The organism is Sneathiella sp. P13V-1 (assembly GCF_015143595.1).
GTDB lineage: Bacteria > Pseudomonadota > Alphaproteobacteria > Sneathiellales > Sneathiellaceae > Sneathiella.
This window is the reverse complement of sequence record NZ_WYEU01000001.1, coordinates 989,577-1,005,220: the sequence shown is the minus strand read 5'-3', so window position 1 is coordinate 1,005,220 and position 15,644 is coordinate 989,577. Positions and strand designations below refer to the sequence as shown.

Sequence of the window (15,644 nt, the reverse complement as noted above, 5' to 3'; positions counted from 1 at the left end):
TCTGTGAGACCCCCTTTTAAAAATCCGACTTATTCACAATTAAAAAATTGAACAAGTCCAGCGCCAAAAACATCATCCCGACCCGTTGTGCCAAGATCGATCACATGTTGTATGAGCGCCTGCCGCAGATCAGTATGTGTAAAACCAGAACCTTTAGATCTACTCCCAAGCACCAGCGCCGCTTTTGAAACGACAAAAGGAACCGCAAATGAGGTTCCTGTTTGATAGCTTGCCCCTGTGTCTTTGCGAGCGAGCCAAATACTCGACCCCGGCGCGGCGATATCAACGAAACTCCCTTGATTGGCTTTACCATAAATGGACCTTGTTGGCCCCACCGCCGTTACAGTGATCACTGACGGATATGCTGCGGGAAAGACAGCCTTTCCCCTGTGCCCCCCATTTCCGGCAGCGGCAATCACAAAAACCCCAAGCCGATCCAGCGTCTGGAAGACCTTCTCCAACAATCGATTGGGCGGCCCCTCCATGGAAATGGAAACGATATCTACGTTTCTTTTTGCCAACCAATTGAGGCCCGTTATCACCGTGAAACTGTTACCACTACCGCTTTCCTCATCCAGTACATCTGCCAGAAACACATGGGAATTGGGTAGCAGACCCCTTAGATCCAGTTCTTTGTCTGCGCCTTTATACTGAGAGAGAATAGCAGTTCCGTGAGCACTTGCGATACTTCCCGCCGATATACCATCGCCAAAGCGAGCCATATGCACATTAGGCACAGATTTCAGCGCACTGTGGTTCAGATTTGCCCCGCCATCTACAATTCCGACCCGTGTTTGAAGTGTCTCCAGCACCCCGCATTGAAGCGGTGGCACGGGAAGACCTGATAATTTGCGTCCGTAGTGTTTTCGACCATTTGCCAATGTTGCAATATGGTTGAAATCGATTTGCGCTTCAGGATATCGGTTACGAAGTTCATCGATCAATGACGGTAAATCCGCGCCAGCCCCCGTCCCGATGCGGAGCAAATAAACCTCCAGCACCTCCAGTGTTTCATCGCGAGCGATGGTGTATCCTAAGCTTTGCAACTGGCTAACGATGCTTTGCTTCTCAGCCTCACTAAAGGCGCTAAACGGTAACTGGACCAAAATTTCGCGGGGTAGATATTCCCTCTCACGCGAAGGGGAAAGCAAAGGGGTTTCATCTGTGCATCTTTCGAGGCGAAGCCGATTGCCGGGGCCTTCAACAATCTGTTGACCCACATAAAGCTCGAACCAGTATTTTTGACCCTTCTCCAGAAAATCAGATGACGAGATACGACTGGAAATAACGTTTTTTCGCACCGACGAGATTGGCAGCGCTTTTTTATCTCCCTTACTGGATTTCAGATATAACCGATAGGCTGTGCTTCGGCCTTCTGCAAAATTTGACCCCACAAGACGCCAGATCCCTTGAGGGGGCAGGCAACTTCCTTCAAACCGCAAAAACTGAGCGGGTTTGAGGGACGCCCCACCAAGAACGCGGCGAGCAGGCAAAGTTAGAGGCGCAGTGCCAGGACGCGGAGTGCTTGTTCCCGGCACCGAACTGGAAGGAGAGCCTGCAGGATCCGTTGGCGCGGTTTGCGCATTTGCTGCACACGACCAACTCCATAAGGCTGACACCAACATCATTTTGAGCAAAAGGTGCGTCATCTGGACCTCCTACTCCTGAAGGGCCTCTTGAATGAGAGGGGAGGCAGATAAACGTTTCAACAATGCGCCAAGCGCCTGATTGTCAAGTTTCGCCCGGGAGGCAATCCGGTAATAACCGATTTCCGTGGGGCCTTCGACGATCGTCAGCCCTTCTTTCAGAAGCAAGCTTCTAATATCCACTTCAGAGCTGTCATCTTTAAAGAAGATCTGGAACACCGGCCCGTCAATCTGTTGGGTCCCAGATGCCGTCGTATAAGTATCCTCGCCTGACACAGTCCCGTAAACTTGCATGCCAACGGATATCACCAGCGCAATGGCAGCAGCGATCGCTGTCAGACGCCAGAAGCTGTTGTCATTTGCCGGAGCAGGTGGTGCTGAAATCCTATCCTCAGCGTCCATCTCCTTATGGAGCCGTTTCAAGCCCAACTCACCGGGACTACCGACAATTTCTTCACTTTGGATGTTTGCACGTAAGGCTTTCAAATAGGCAAGCTCGGCTCTGAAATCTGCGTCTTCGCTTAATCGGGCCTCTACAGCTTCTTTCTCGGCCCCTTCAAGCGTCCCGTTGGCGTAGAAGGGTAAGAGCTGATCCAGATTTTTATCCACCTCAGTCATGGTCATACTCCTGCAAATTTAGAGATGCAGAGCTTTAAGGCCTGCTTGGCGTGGAATATGCGGGTCTTTACGGTTCCTTCCGGACGCTCAATAACCTTGGCAATCTCCGGGTAGGACATATCTTCGTAAAAAGCCAACTGAACAACAGCGCGCTGAGCTTCCCCAAGCTTTTCAACGCATTTTGCAATCAATGTTGCTTCTTCTGTTGCCGAAACCAACTCCATCGGATTTAAAACCTCTTCATCCTCAATATCCATATCTTCATCTTCAGGAAATTGGTCTGGCATCTTTTTGCGCAGGCGGTCCACTGACTTGTTAAAGGCGATCCCGAAAAACCAGGTGCTCACCTTTGATCTGCCTTCGAACCGATCTGCTTTTCGCCAGATTTCCATAAAGACTTCATGGAGTATGTCGTAGGCCTCCGACGGATCGTTCATTTTTTTTAGGATAAAATGATAGAGACGTCTTTCATGACGCCTGTAAAACGTATCAAAGGCCGCCCGTTCCTGACGGGCGATCCTTTCGATAAGTTCAATATCTGAGGGTCCATTCATTTCCATGTGGAATTATCCCCATACGGATCCTGTAGCGCCCTTAATTAAGGGAACCTGATTTTTCTCAAAGCAGATTGAGACAGCACATTTCCGTTGTCATTGATGGCCCTGATCCGCCACAGATACTCACGTCCATGCTCCAGATGCTGGAAAGTGGTACGGGCCAGAACAGTTGCTGTCTTGTCACCCGGGATTACCTTCCCGGCAACCAAGCGCTTCTCAATATCCAGCGCCCCTACAACCAACGGGGCCTTGCTCAGATTTTCTACCGGATTACCAGGCGCGCCAGAGCCGAAAATTTCGATCTGATAGGCTGCCGCCCCAGGAACTGACAACCATGCGAATTGTAGGTCAGGCCCAAGAAGTGCATTTTCTGATGGTTGCACCACCTGCATAGGCTGCAATCTACCAGCACCTGTTACAGCAGAAGGACTGACATAGTAGCGTAAGACCGGCTCTTCAAATCTGAGCTCAGGGCTCCGAATGAACAGGCGCACTTGGTGCAAGCCGCTTAAATCCGTCGGCAAGCGCGGACTTTTAATCCGAATGCGGCCATTGCCCGGCGCGCTAAGCTGATGTCTGGACAGACCGATCACCCGCTCAAACTGCCCCCCACGGATGGAGTTACTATCAATAACGCGCCATTCCGCTTCCAGCAAACCACGCGCACGATATGATACATCTGCGATGGCATGCAGCTGATCGCTTTGATTAATGATCTTGGTTTTCGTTCCGTTTTCGAAACTAAGATCAATGCGATTGATCGACAGCTCTCCCGTTGCGCCGCCCACAATGACACGGGCCACAGCCGTTTGCGCACCCCCGCCATCATTGAAAGTTCTGGTGAAGGTGGAATTGTTATTACCGTTGGCAATCTGAATGGCCGTTGCCGCAGAAATAGGAAGAGTTTCCGTATAGGTAAGGGTTTCAGGAACACCAACTGTCGGAGTGGTCGTCCGGGTCAGAACTTTGGCAACCGTATTGATCAAAACCCCGTCAATCCTGAACTGATAGTCAGGGGAAGAGGTGACCGTTGTTGCCGGCGCAGAAATCGTATGCACAACCCTCCAAGTAATCGTTACGGATCCTCCCGTGGGGGAAACTGTCACGGTTGCGGGAACAGGGGTTGCCGAATTCACGAGTGCATTTGCACTTTGCGGCGCAATCAGACCACAGAACGCAAATATCGCAAGCAAGCCAAATTGAAGATTACGCATATCAGTACAATAACGGCGCTTTGAATTTAAGGACGAAAAAGCCCTCGTAAGCCGCATCGTCCAGGGAGCTGTCTTCATTACCATGTTGTTTCTCCATCGCCCCGCGGAAAGCCAGCGCAACACCGGCGCTATTGATTTCAGCAGGAATTAAAGTCCATTCCACCTCTGTTGCCAGAAGGTGTCTATCTGGTATGTCGTTGCTGCCTGATGAAAGGTTCATATTATAATCAAGTCGTGCGTTAAGAACGTCGGGAATGAAGGCTGTTTGCAGTCCAAGATTGCCTGAAACACTATAGGTACGTTCACTATCCGCTTTCTGCTCATACCTGTTGAGCTGTGCCCCAACAGAGAGGCTGGTGTAATCTGAAACATTCCAGTACGCGCTAAGATCAATCAGATCATTGGCTGTATCTGAGGACACATTGGTGTCATCCACAAACAGGGCATGATTATATCCAAGCTGCCAGTTCCAGGTTTCATAGGAAGAGCCAAAATTAAAATAAAGGGTTCCGCTGTGATTGTTGGTATCATCCCCCAGATATCCAACAGGGGTATCCACCCTATTGGCATCCATATAATTGACGCCAAAGCCCATAAATGGGGTACCGAGCCAGCCGATCTCCCCTTCTTCGTTTACCTGCGGATCAAAACTGTAGCTGCCGTCAAGCGACGCAGTAATCACCCGATCCGTAGCCAGATCTTCATGATCATCAACGTTATTCACGAATACGGACGACAAGGCGTTCAGGTTAAAAGACCCGTAATACATATTGGCATAAGCGGTGAACCCATCACGGTCCGTGGCAAGACCACTATTAGCCAGACTGTAATAATAGGTATCAATCCGCTCGTATCTAGCGCCAATCTTTAAAGATGTGGGTGTGTCATGTGTCCCGTCATCCCTAATCAGATCATAATCAAGGGAGTAGGCATGTGCGTTGGCACTATCTTTATCCAGCGCGGCGTCATCCCCATCCAGATCCATATTGGAATAGGCGTATTCCCCGCGAACCCGAAGACGGTCCTCATACCAGAGGGTATCTGCAATCAGCGCTGCCCCTTGCCCTTTGGGGGCCGCATCAACACCAAGACCACCCCCACTGCCAAAATCAGCTTCCCCGCCCTTGGAATCAAAATAGACACCCGTGAGCTCAATCTTGCCGATCTCATTCCAGAGAGGCCGGATCGCAACGGCACCGCCGGCTACATATCCGCTGTCTTCTTTTTGCCCTGAAATATCATCCACACCCGCAAGGCTATCACTGGACAGGCTAAACCCGGTTATCTGAATGGCATCATCCAGAAAACTAGTCTTTAAGGAGACACCCCGTCTGTTGAAACCTGAAAACGCGAGGCTTTCCAGTCCCACGTCATGATGACCCAGATTTACTTCGGCCCCATATCCATCGCCGCTATAGGCAAGACGCGCGTCATATTCCCCAAGATCAAATTCGTTTCCTGTCTGGGAAATCTCTTCTTCGCTTTCGAGGAAATAATTACTGTTGATATTCAGCGACCAACCACCGTTCTCATATCGAATAGAGGTGTTCCCCGCACCCGACGCTGTTGTATCGTCAATGGATGAGGTGATATTTGTCTCAAACAGTCGTTGGGAAATCTCGAGGCTGTTATCGCTTTCAAGGGTGAGCGATCCGCCGCTCGCCACACCGGCCTGATCCGCGGTTGCTTCAAACTGATACTCCCGCACCAATTGATAATCCCCAGCCTGATCCGCCTCGTAAATCTTCAGCGTATGCAGACCCACTTTAAGGGGCTGCAGAACTTCATAACGGAAACCCGCAGGGGTAAAAGCGACCAGCTCGGTAACATCGACATTATCAATCTCGATAATCAGATTTTCAGTGCGTGCCCCCCACTCATCAGAAGTCGTATCAAGGGCAATAACAAACTGACCAGTTTCACCTGTCGCGGAGATAGTTTCTGGCCAGTTAATCTCTGCCTGAGCATAAGCCGGGAGAAGAAAAACAGACAAAGCAACAGACGACGCCCAAAGACGCCTTTGCCTTTTTTCATGTCTCAAGAAAATCCCCACTTCCCCATCCACTCACTTTTTATTAGGCACGACCCGCGAGATGTATATCACTAATTTAAAAATCAGCAAAAAGCATTAGTCGACACCTAGGGTCACGCGATTTTTTGTTGTTGCCCGAATGCCATGGGCACCGGATCGCTCCGGTGCCCATCCTGTTCTAGTCACTACTTTTACGCGCTGGCTTTGGAGAGGTGTTGTTCAACTGAATTTGCAGCTTGTCTCCGGGGTTTGAGTTTTGAGGGTTGAATACTTTTCCGCCGTTGGACCCTGGGACAGTCGTTTGTGGTGTGCAACGATGCTTCCACACTGCCTGACCGAAGTTTTGATAAGGTCCCCAATCATTGCTACCTGCCGTTTTTACCTTCGCTCGGATCTTAAGATTGTGGTTGATGGTTTGGTTGACCACTTTCCAAGCCGCTTTCTGCGCCATCTTGGCTTTCAAAGGATAGTCGAAATCATGATAGCGATTATGCTGGCTTTTTGAATCATAGGCGATCACAGGAGTTGAGTAGACCGGGCTGCTGCCATCTTCGATGATAAACTGGATGCTACCCTTTCCGCTTCCTTTGAAGTTAAAGCGGATTTTAGGATCCTGATTAGGCACACATTTGCCGATATAATGAGGTATATTTGGTTGGAAGGTTGCTTCCGTCAATTGCAAGGGCAAGTTCTGATTAATATTTCCACCCCCCGGCTGGTTGTTACCTAGCACCGGATTGAGTTTTCCTGTTTCGTTAACCTCGGGATCACCCGCGTACCGAATGACAAATTTGACATTCGCAGTTCTATATCCCCATTTTTTTGGAACTTTCCCCGCAGAAATATATTTCTCACAGGCCGCCGCAAGGGTCACCGGACGGGTGAGTTCAATAAACTGTTCTTTCTGATAGAAGGAAGCCTTGCTTTTACCACCTGCCATATGGGCCTGCAGTTTTTTGTTAAGCTCCGCTACCGGGTCAATACGCAGATTGGCAGGCAGGTTTTTAACAGTCAGTAGCGAGAGATTAAACGCTTCATTATTGCCAGATTCATTTGCCCATCTGGTTCCTGTCCATTCATAGTAACTAGGAAAATATGTTCCCAGATCAACTGCATTACCGACATTGATCATGTCAACGAACAGAGAAACATCCCCAAAATAAAGCTTGGCGCCGTGATAATCCACTTTGCGGTCTTTTTCACACCTTACCGTTCCATCAAACTCGATTGGTATATTGGCTGATTTTGGAAAGATTTTGACATTATCCACATGTTTGTTTGGGGAGACATTCTCCAACACAACATCGATATGAACGCCTGCTTTTCTCTCAAAAGAGATGCTCTCAATATATTCGGAATACTGTGCCGATGCCGCCACCGCGGAACCAGTGCTTAAAACTGTAGAGGCTACTAGGCCAAACTTCAGGATCTTTGACGTATACTTAAACATATTATCCTTCCTTCCTGATCTTTTTCAGGGCAGCAATTGAACTTGGATAATGCTTGGTCGTTGGCTATCCGAAAAAGGTTCAAAAAATCTCGCCCAACCTCTTCATAACAAAAACATACATTATTTTTATTGAATTTTATATGGTGCAATAAAAACTGCTAAACACAAGGTCCCGTTTCACTTTTCAGGTTGAACCCGGTTGAGAAGGCGAAGGACGCTTTTGTAGTCAGTTTTCTCAACCCGCTCCGTTGTTTTATAGCAAAGCTATAAGCGATTGAAGTGAATCCGAACTTTCTGACAGTTTCACCCCCTTTCCTCACTTTTTCACCCGCGGTTCAGGAAATGACTGCAAAATCAGCAGGATGATGAAATTATAGACTAGGTTCGCCTACTAAATTGGCACAATTCTTACTTGATTGAAGTCCATCAATCTGCTGTCATAGAGGCAAGATTTTATCTGATATTGGGAGCAATAAAATATGTTAAAGAAACTTGTCCTGTCTTTGACAGCGGCAGCGGGGGTCATGGGCGCGGCACTGTCTGGCGCCGCAGCAGACACAAAAATTCCGTTCGCACTCGACTGGAAATTTGAAGGTCCAAGTGCTGCTTATTTCGCCGCTGTAGATAACGGTCACTTCAAAGCAGCTGGCCTTGATGTAGAAATCTCTGCTGGTAAAGGCTCATTGGACGCCATTCCAAAGGTTGCCACAGGCAAGTTTCCGCTTGGCTTTGCGGATATCAACAGCCTGATCAAATTCCTTGATCAAAATCCAGGTGCGCCTGTCACAGCCGTGATGATGGTGTATGATAAGCCTCCTTTCGCTGTTGTGGGTCGTGCGTCCCAAGGCGTGAGCAGCCCGAAAGATCTTGAAGGTAAGGTTCTGGGTGCACCGCCACCTGATGGCGCATGGGCACAGTTCCCGGCTTTTGCCGCTGCCAACGGTCTGGACATGTCCAAAATCAAAGTGGAGCCAGTTGGTTTCCCAACACGTGAGCCAATGCTTGCCGAAGGTAATGTTGACGCGATCACAGGCTTTTCCTTCTCCAGCTTTCTGAACCTGGTTCGTTTGGGTGTTGCCGAAGATGACATCAAAGTTCTGCTGATGGCAGATCACGGCCTCAGCCTTTATGGTAATGCCATCATCGTGAACACAGACTTTGCTAAAGCCAATGCAGGGACAGTGACAAACTTCCTGTCTGCGGTTGCAAAAGGCTGGAACGATGTGATTGCAGACCCAGAAGCAGGCGCAAAGATGGTTGCTAAACGCAACCCTGCTTCTGACGTCGCGCTCGAAACACGTCGCCTGAAACTGTCTATCGACCAGAATGTTGTCACAGATTACACCAAAGCCAATGGCATGGGTGGTATCGACATGGCGCGCATGAAGAAAGCTCTTATGCAGCTGGGTGAGAACTACAAGTTCCAGAACACACCAGATATCGGCGCGATCTATACGGACGCTTATCTGCCAAAAGATGGCAGCCTGATGCTGAAATAAGCACGGCAACATCTATATCAACGGGAAGAGGCCCCATCTGAGGCCTCTTCTTTTATTTTGGCCTGAATTTTTCCAGAAGTGACATCATGAGTTCACATATCTCCATTTCTGATGTGCACCATACCTTTAAGACCGACACGGGCCCTCTGCATGTGCTGAACGGGCTGAACGTCGATATCTCCCCTGGTGCCTTTACGGCTGTGGTCGGACCCTCCGGCTGCGGCAAATCTACCCTTACACGCCTTATCGCCGGCTTGATGATCCCCGATCGCGGGACCGTCTCCGTGGACGGGGAGCCGGTAACCGGTCCGCGTTCCAACGTGGGTATGGCGTTTCAAAATCCGGTACTACTTCAATGGCGAAGCATTCTTGATAATGTGCTGCTGCCCCTTGAAATTGTGCCCAATAATCTTTCTAAAAAAGAACGGGAAGATCGTGGCCGCGAACTTCTGGCCATGGTGGGCCTTGAAGGGTTTGAAGATAAAAAACCGTCCGAGCTTTCAGGCGGGATGCGTCAGCGTGCCTCCCTGTGTCGGGCTCTTGTTCATCGTCCGGATGTTCTCATCATGGATGAACCGTTTGGCGCGCTGGATGCCTTCACCCGTGAGGATCTGTGGCAGATCATGCATGACCTTCGCCATAAAGAGCAGTTTACCTGCCTTCTGATCACCCACGATTTGCGCGAATCCATTTTCCTTGCGGATCAGGTTGTGGTTTTGTCCGGCCGTCCGGCGAAAACACAGTTTGTCATGGACGTTCCGCTAGGTCCTGATCGGACACTGGATGATCTCTATGAAGGGCCTGCAGTGGAAATGCTGGCGACCCTTCGCCATCAGATTCAGATCGCCCAGGGCCGCGACATGGAGGGACACTGATATGATCCGTAAATTTGGAATTCCTGTGCTCGCCCTCGTTATTTTCGCGCTCCTTTGGGAAGCGCTTGTTTGGGTGAATAGCTGGCCGAACTATGTGATGGCCTCCCCTTCTGATCTGGGACCGGCTTTCTTAAAGCACTGGCCGCTGTTTCTGGAATATGGCTGGGATACTTTGTGGAGGACAATTGTCGGCCTTTTGCTGGCGGTTGTTTTCGGGCTTGGTCTTGGCATGATCATGGGCTTCTCCCGCACCATGCGTGAAGCGCTGTATCCGCTTTTGGTTGGCTTTAACGCGGTACCAAAGGCAACGGTTGTGCCTGTTGTCGCCCTGTTGTTTGTGGGACAGCATGACATGAATACGATCCTGATCGCCTTCATGATCTCCTTCTTCCCGATCGCGGTGAGTATCTCCATCGGCCTTAGCACGCTGGAGCCTGAATATCGGGATATCCTGCATTCCTTGGGCGCAAGCAAGCTCACCATTTTCCGTAAAATAGCCTTGCCGAAAACACTGCCAGAATTTTTCGGCGCGTTGAAAGTGGCAGTGACATTGGCCTTCATCGGAACCAACCTGATGGAGATTGTTGAACCACATGGTCGGGGTCTTGGGCACCTGTTTGATAGCGGCAAAATCAACGCGGACTATCCGCTTATGTTTGCCGTTCTCATTGCCCTCGCCCTTCTGGGTATCGCGCTTTATTACGTAGTGGTGGTGCTGGAGAAAATCTTCGCCGGTTGGGCTGAGCGCGAAGCGAATTAATCGGTTTCTAACACTCAAAATGAAGGCCGCTTACCAGCGGCCTTTTTCATGGATATTCTCTAAAACCCACATCCCTATAATTAGTTACGGCTAATATATTTATCTTTTTAAAATCTACTATATATTATTACTTCAAGTGATGGAGAGTGATGAGAGTATCTATGACAGCCATACAGGCAATTAGATTTGGATTAATGCTGATTATAACCTTTTCTTTCAGCACGACTGCTTTTGCCAGTAGCTGCACGAAACTCATAGCTGGCGGCCATCCTAATTACCCCCCTTTTTCCTGGGTCAGCGACAATGTCTTTAGAGGGGCAAATAATGAGTTGGTCCGGTTAATTGGGGAAAATTTAAAAATCCCAATTACGTTTGTTGAGGTCGGCCCGTGGAAAAGAGTGGTCCATAGCGCCAAAGCGGGTGATCTGGATCTTGTAAATGGGGCCTACTATACCGAAGAACGTGCCAAACATTTTGTCTTCACGTCAACCACCAGAAAAGATCCCATCGTTATTATTACCCTTAATAATCAGGGGTTTGAATTTCAGAAGTGGCCTGATTTGATAGGAAAGCATGGCGCAGCAGTGCGGGGAGAGAGTTATGGTGAGGAATTTGATCTTTATCGGAAAAAACACCTGAATGTGACAGCGGCAGACGATTTTTCCACCCTGATTTCCTTGTTACAGCATGGCCGCGTCGACTACATCATCTCCAGCTTATACCCCTTTAAAGTTCAGGTTGAGAAACGAGGCCTGTCTGACCTCTTTAACATTCTTCCGCACCCTGTTGGCTTTGGGCAGGCATCAATTATGATTTCCAAAAACTCCCCCTGCCGGGAGTTATTACCTGAAATAAACCTGCTGATTGAACGATTTGCCGGGGACGGTACTCTCGACCGTGTTCAGGAAGAGAGTTTCCTGCAATGGAAAGAACTCAGAAAACCTGGAAGCAGTTAGTCGTTTTCAAGCACAAAAAAGCAGCGCCCAATTTCTTGAGCGCTGCTTTTATTTTGTCGGTTTAAGCTAAGGCTTAGTGTTGCATTGTTGACGGTGTGAACTTAGTCAGATCAATACCTTCAACAGCGGCTTTATATTCATCCATATTTGGTGTCCGGCCGAGGATAGTAGAGAGAACCACAACTGGAGTAGAGGCCAGCAGAGACTCGCCCTTCTTCTCGTCAGTGTCTTCCACAACGCGGCCCTGGAACAAGCGAGTAGATGTCGCCATTACAGTGTCACCTTTTTCCGCTTTTTCCTGGTTACCCATGCAGAGGTTACAGCCTGGACGCTCAAGATACAGAATATTGTCATATTCTTTACGGGCGGTTGTTTTCGGATTTGCATCGTCAAATTCGAAACCAGCATATTTCTGCAGAGTTTCCCAACGGCCTTCCGCTTTCAGCTCATCCACAATGTTGTAGGTTGGAGGGGCCACAACAAGCGGCGCGTTGAACTTCACTTCACCGTGGATTTTCTCAAGATTCTGAAGCATCTGAGACAGAATGATCATGTCGCCTTTATGGACCATGCAGGAGCCGATAAAGCCAAGATCAACCTTCTTGTCACCACCGTAGTAGGAAACCGGACGAATTGTATCGTGAGTATAACGCTTGGATACATCCGGGTTGTTTACGTCTGGGTCGGCGATCATTGGCTCATCAATGATGTCCAGATCCACAACAACTTCGGCGTAGTATTTCGCGTTATCATCTGGTCTCAAAGCTGGTTTCTCACCAGATTTGATCTCTGCGATACGTGCATTCGCTTTATCGATCAGACCCTGCAGGGTTTTGGCTTCATTTTCCATACCCTTGTCGATCATGATCTGAATGCGGCTTTTCGCAATTTCCAGAGATTCAATCAGCGTTGCATCTTCAGAAATACAGATGGAGGCTTTCGCCTTCATTTCCGCAGTCCAGTCAGTGAATGTAAAGGCCTGGTCCGCCAGCAATGTGCCGATGTGAACTTCGATGATGCGGCCCTGGAAGACGTTTTCGCCGAACTGTTTCAACATCTGCGCCTGTGTTGCATGCACAACATCACGGAAATCCATGTAAGGCTTCATGTGGCCTTTAAAGGTCACTTTCACAGATTCAGGAATTGGCATTGTCGCCTCACCTGTGGCAAGGGCCAGCGCAACCGTACCACTATCGGCACCGAAGGCCACACCTTTGGACATACGGGTGTGAGAGTCACCACCGATAATGATCGCCCAGTCATCCACAGTGATGTCGTTCAGCACTTTGTGGATCACGTCTGTCATGGCGTGATATTTGCCTTTTGGATCGCGCGCAGTGATCAGACCAAAACGGTTCATGAAGCTCATGAGTTTTGGAATATTTGTCTGCGCTTTGGAATCCCAAACAGACGCTGTGTGACAGCCGGACTGATAGGCACCGTCCACTGTTGGGGAAATAACGGTCGCCGCCATGGCTTCCAGTTCCTGAGATGTCATCAGGCCTGTTGTATCCTGAGAGCCAACGATGTTCACTTTCACACGAACGTCGGAACCGGCGTGCAGTGTTTTACCGCCTGCAACACCCACGGCGTTCTTGTTGAAGATTTTCTCAACGGCTGTGAGGCCCTGACCTTCGTGAGAGATTTCTTTGGAAGGTGCAAAGACAGGTGTGACATCCACACCAAGTGTTTCAGCAGCAAAATTCTGCAGCTTCTTACCAAAGACAATAGCGTAAGAGCCGCCCGCTTTGATAAACTCAACTTTCTGCGGTGTAAGGGCGGAGGAAATATCCACCAGCTCTTTATCACCGTTGTAAAGTTTCTTGGTTTTTGTGTTGATGGTCAGAACGGTGCCTGTCTCAACAGAATAAGCCTGCTCCAGAACTGGATCACCATTTTCATTCAAAACAGTGTTTCCGTCTGCATCTGTTTTCTTCACCCAGTTTTTAAGGTCAAGTCCGATACCACCGGTCACACCAACAGTTGTCTGGAAGATCGGGGAAATGCCGTTCGTACCCGCAACAATCGGGGCAATGTTCACAAACGGAACATAGGGGCTGGCCTGCTTACCTGTCCAAAGTGCCACATTGTTCACACCGGACATACGGGATGATCCCACACCCATGGTGCCTTTTTCGGCAATCAGCATAACGCTAGCATCTGGGTGCGCTTCTTTAAGCGCTGTGATTTCAGCCTGTGCTTCTTCTGTGATCAGGCACTTACCATGCAACTCACGGTCAGAGCGGGAATGCGCCTGGTTACCTGGAGACAGCAAGTCAGTGGAAATATCACCTTCAGCGGCAATATAGGTAACCACTTTAATTTCTTCGTCCACATCAGGAAGTTTTGTGAAGAACTCAGCGGCTGCGTAGCTTTCCAGAATGTCTTTGGCAACCGCGTTACCAGCTTCATATGCGTCTTTCAGACGATCTGTGTCCGCTTCATACAGGAACACCTGAGTTTTCAGAACGTCAGCAGCCTGACCAGCAATCGCCGCATCGTCACCCAGCGCCAGATCAAGCAGAACACCAACAGAAGGACCACCCTTCATGTGGGAGAGAAGCTCAAACGCAAAGTCTGGCGTAATCTCTTCTACTTTGGCGGCACCCAGAATGATGTCTTTCAGGAAATCCGCTTTCACACCCGCGGCGCTTGTTGTGCCGGGTAGTGTGTTATAGATGAAGAAGTTAAGGGACGCTTCGCGATGTTCGCTATTGGCATCTTGGATGTTAGAGATGATCTCTGCGACAAGTGCACCATCTTCGATTGGTTTGGGGTGCAACCCTTCTGTTTTGCGAGTTTCGATCTCGTTCAGGTAATCTGTATAATAGCTCATGACTGTCCCGACGTTATAATAATGATGGGGCTTAACACCGGGTGGCAGAAGGCTCTGGCAGGCCGGGAAAAGCTTGCTGTGCGCAGTAGTAGTTTATCCCACCTGCGCATGCAAGATTTTTCCACCTTTTCAGCGGGGAATACCCGCGAATTTCTACCTGTCAACCAAGCTCGTCACGTTATTTCAGTTTTTTCTGGCCATTTGGATCCCGCCCATGACAACTGCAACCCCGGCGATTTGTATCCAGGTCATGGTTTCTTCAAAAAACAGGATCGATGTGGCAATGGCAATAATGGGGATCAAGAAGCTGTAGGCCATGCCCCGCGCCACGCCCAGACGAACAATGCCGGAGCAATACCAGACGAACGCCAACGCCGCGCCCAACAAGGCCGTCATGGACCAGGCAATCCAGCCCTTTGTCGGGATTGCCGTCCATTGCTGTGCGGCAATAGCATTAAAGTCCACCGCCGTCAGGATACAGGCGCCAAACAACATGGCCCACGCCGTCACCAATAGTGGCCCCTTCTGTTGCACCATGGGGCCGGACACCACCGTATAGATGGCCCAAACCGCCGCCGCGCCAATGATCAGCAAATCCCCGATCAGGCTTCCGCCGCCAATGGTGATTTCACTGAATGAGTTATTGATGATAATCGCCACCCCGAAGAGGGAGACAAACACACCAAGCCAGGCTTTAAGGCTGGTCTTCTCCCCCATCACCGTCACGATAAAGATGGCAAAGACAGGCGAAGTTGCCACCAGAATGGACGCTTTCGATGCCGACGTGAGGCTTAGCCCATAGGCCCAGCCCCCTTGGAATAAGGCAATCCCCAACAGGCCAATCCCAAACAGCCTCACCGCTTCGGTCATAGTGATTTTCAATGAGTCGCCTCTTAAAGCCAGCAGGGCAAATAGAAAGGCGGAGGCAGCAAAATATCGGCTCGCGGAGAAAACCAGCGGCGGCATATAGTCCAGCACCAATTTTGCAATCGGGAAATTCACCCCCCACGCAAAGACAGACGCGATCAAATAGAGATCCCCTGCCTTGGGCCAAGCCCGCCCCCCTGATCCGTCGTCAGCCTGCATTTTATTATCCTTATTGAGGCAAATTATCCCGTCATGTTAGCGGGGCTTTCTCATTTAGGGAAGAGATCACCCCCCATTGTATTGAACATTCGGTCAAAACTGTTATCTATTGGGT

Annotated in this window: 12 protein-coding genes; 4 read left to right on the top strand and 8 right to left on the bottom strand. The window is 49.5% G+C overall.

The window, feature by feature from the left end:
* Positions 1–29: 29 nt before the first annotated feature.
* The 6 genes from GUA87_RS04910 to GUA87_RS04885 form a co-directional block, all read right to left on the bottom strand.
* Positions 30–1,649, bottom strand: a complete 1,620-nt coding sequence (locus GUA87_RS04910) for a S8 family serine peptidase (RefSeq protein WP_193715386.1) — start codon at positions 1,647–1,649, stop codon at positions 30–32.
* A gap of 9 nt (positions 1,650–1,658) precedes the next feature.
* Positions 1,659–2,264 (bottom strand): hypothetical protein, encoded by a 606-nt coding sequence (locus GUA87_RS04905; protein ID WP_193715385.1) that lies wholly within the window; start codon positions 2,262–2,264, stop codon positions 1,659–1,661.
* Positions 2,265–2,266: 2 nt separating this feature from the next.
* Positions 2,267–2,824 (bottom strand): RNA polymerase sigma factor, encoded by a 558-nt coding sequence (locus GUA87_RS04900; protein ID WP_193715384.1) that lies wholly within the window; start codon positions 2,822–2,824, stop codon positions 2,267–2,269.
* A gap of 38 nt (positions 2,825–2,862) precedes the next feature.
* Positions 2,863–4,035 carry a hypothetical protein gene (locus tag GUA87_RS04895; RefSeq protein ID WP_193715383.1) on the bottom strand — a complete coding sequence of 391 codons (1,173 nt, stop codon included), beginning with the start codon at positions 4,033–4,035 and terminating at the stop codon, positions 2,863–2,865.
* A 1-nt stretch (position 4,036) separates the two neighbouring features.
* Positions 4,037–6,076: a hypothetical protein gene (locus GUA87_RS04890; protein ID WP_193715382.1), complete on the bottom strand. Its 2,040-nt coding sequence runs from the start codon at positions 6,074–6,076 to the stop codon at positions 4,037–4,039.
* A 169-nt stretch (positions 6,077–6,245) separates the two neighbouring features.
* On the bottom strand, positions 6,246–7,517 hold the full coding sequence (locus GUA87_RS04885; protein WP_193715381.1) for a hypothetical protein: 1,272 nt from the start codon (positions 7,515–7,517) through the stop codon (positions 6,246–6,248).
* 479 nt (positions 7,518–7,996) lie between these two features.
* Between GUA87_RS04885 and GUA87_RS04880 the strand changes: the two genes are divergently transcribed.
* The 4 genes from GUA87_RS04880 to GUA87_RS04865 all read left to right on the top strand — a co-directional run bounded on the left by GUA87_RS04880 (position 7,997) and on the right by GUA87_RS04865 (position 11,607).
* Positions 7,997–9,016: an ABC transporter substrate-binding protein gene (locus GUA87_RS04880; RefSeq protein WP_193715380.1), complete on the top strand. Its 1,020-nt coding sequence runs from the start codon at positions 7,997–7,999 to the stop codon at positions 9,014–9,016.
* Between the two features lie 86 nt (positions 9,017–9,102).
* On the top strand, positions 9,103–9,891 hold the full coding sequence (locus GUA87_RS04875; protein WP_193715379.1) for an ABC transporter ATP-binding protein: 789 nt from the start codon (positions 9,103–9,105) through the stop codon (positions 9,889–9,891).
* 1 nt (position 9,892) lies between these two features.
* Entirely contained in the window at positions 9,893–10,651 is a 759-nt protein-coding gene (locus tag GUA87_RS04870) for an ABC transporter permease (protein ID WP_193715378.1), read from the top strand.
* Positions 10,652–10,812: 161 nt separating this feature from the next.
* A complete protein-coding gene (locus GUA87_RS04865; RefSeq protein WP_193715377.1) occupies positions 10,813–11,607 on the top strand; it encodes a substrate-binding periplasmic protein in 795 nt (264 codons plus the stop codon).
* A gap of 73 nt (positions 11,608–11,680) precedes the next feature.
* Here GUA87_RS04865 and GUA87_RS04860 read toward each other — a convergent pair whose 3' ends face one another.
* Together GUA87_RS04860 and GUA87_RS04855 are read right to left on the bottom strand one after the other, a co-directional pair.
* A complete protein-coding gene (locus tag GUA87_RS04860; RefSeq protein ID WP_193715376.1) occupies positions 11,681–14,443 on the bottom strand; it encodes a bifunctional aconitate hydratase 2/2-methylisocitrate dehydratase in 2,763 nt (920 codons plus the stop codon).
* A gap of 183 nt (positions 14,444–14,626) precedes the next feature.
* Positions 14,627–15,529 carry a DMT family transporter gene (locus GUA87_RS04855; RefSeq protein ID WP_193715375.1) on the bottom strand — a complete coding sequence of 301 codons (903 nt, stop codon included), beginning with the start codon at positions 15,527–15,529 and terminating at the stop codon, positions 14,627–14,629.
* Positions 15,530–15,644 lie beyond the last annotated feature (115 nt).

Bases quoted from the DNA above. Each gene is read 5' to 3' on its own strand.
- GUA87_RS04910 (WP_193715386.1), bottom strand. From the start codon at position 1,649: ATGACGCACCTTTTGCTCAAAATGATGTTGGTGTCAGCCTTATGGAGT.
- GUA87_RS04905 (WP_193715385.1), bottom strand. From the start codon at position 2,264: ATGACTGAGGTGGATAAAAATCTGGATCAGCTCTTACCCTTCTACGCC.
- GUA87_RS04900 (WP_193715384.1), bottom strand. From the start codon at position 2,824: ATGGAAATGAATGGACCCTCAGATATTGAACTTATCGAAAGGATCGCC.
- GUA87_RS04895 (WP_193715383.1), bottom strand. From the start codon at position 4,035: ATGCGTAATCTTCAATTTGGCTTGCTTGCGATATTTGCGTTCTGTGGT.
- GUA87_RS04885 (WP_193715381.1), bottom strand. From the start codon at position 7,517: ATGTTTAAGTATACGTCAAAGATCCTGAAGTTTGGCCTAGTAGCCTCT.
- GUA87_RS04880 (WP_193715380.1), top strand. From the start codon at position 7,997: ATGTTAAAGAAACTTGTCCTGTCTTTGACAGCGGCAGCGGGGGTCATG.
- GUA87_RS04875 (WP_193715379.1), top strand. From the start codon at position 9,103: ATGAGTTCACATATCTCCATTTCTGATGTGCACCATACCTTTAAGACC.
- GUA87_RS04870 (WP_193715378.1), top strand. From the start codon at position 9,893: ATGATCCGTAAATTTGGAATTCCTGTGCTCGCCCTCGTTATTTTCGCG.
- GUA87_RS04865 (WP_193715377.1), top strand. From the start codon at position 10,813: ATGACAGCCATACAGGCAATTAGATTTGGATTAATGCTGATTATAACC.
- GUA87_RS04860 (WP_193715376.1), bottom strand. From the start codon at position 14,443: ATGAGCTATTATACAGATTACCTGAACGAGATCGAAACTCGCAAAACA.
- GUA87_RS04855 (WP_193715375.1), bottom strand. From the start codon at position 15,529: ATGCAGGCTGACGACGGATCAGGGGGGCGGGCTTGGCCCAAGGCAGGG.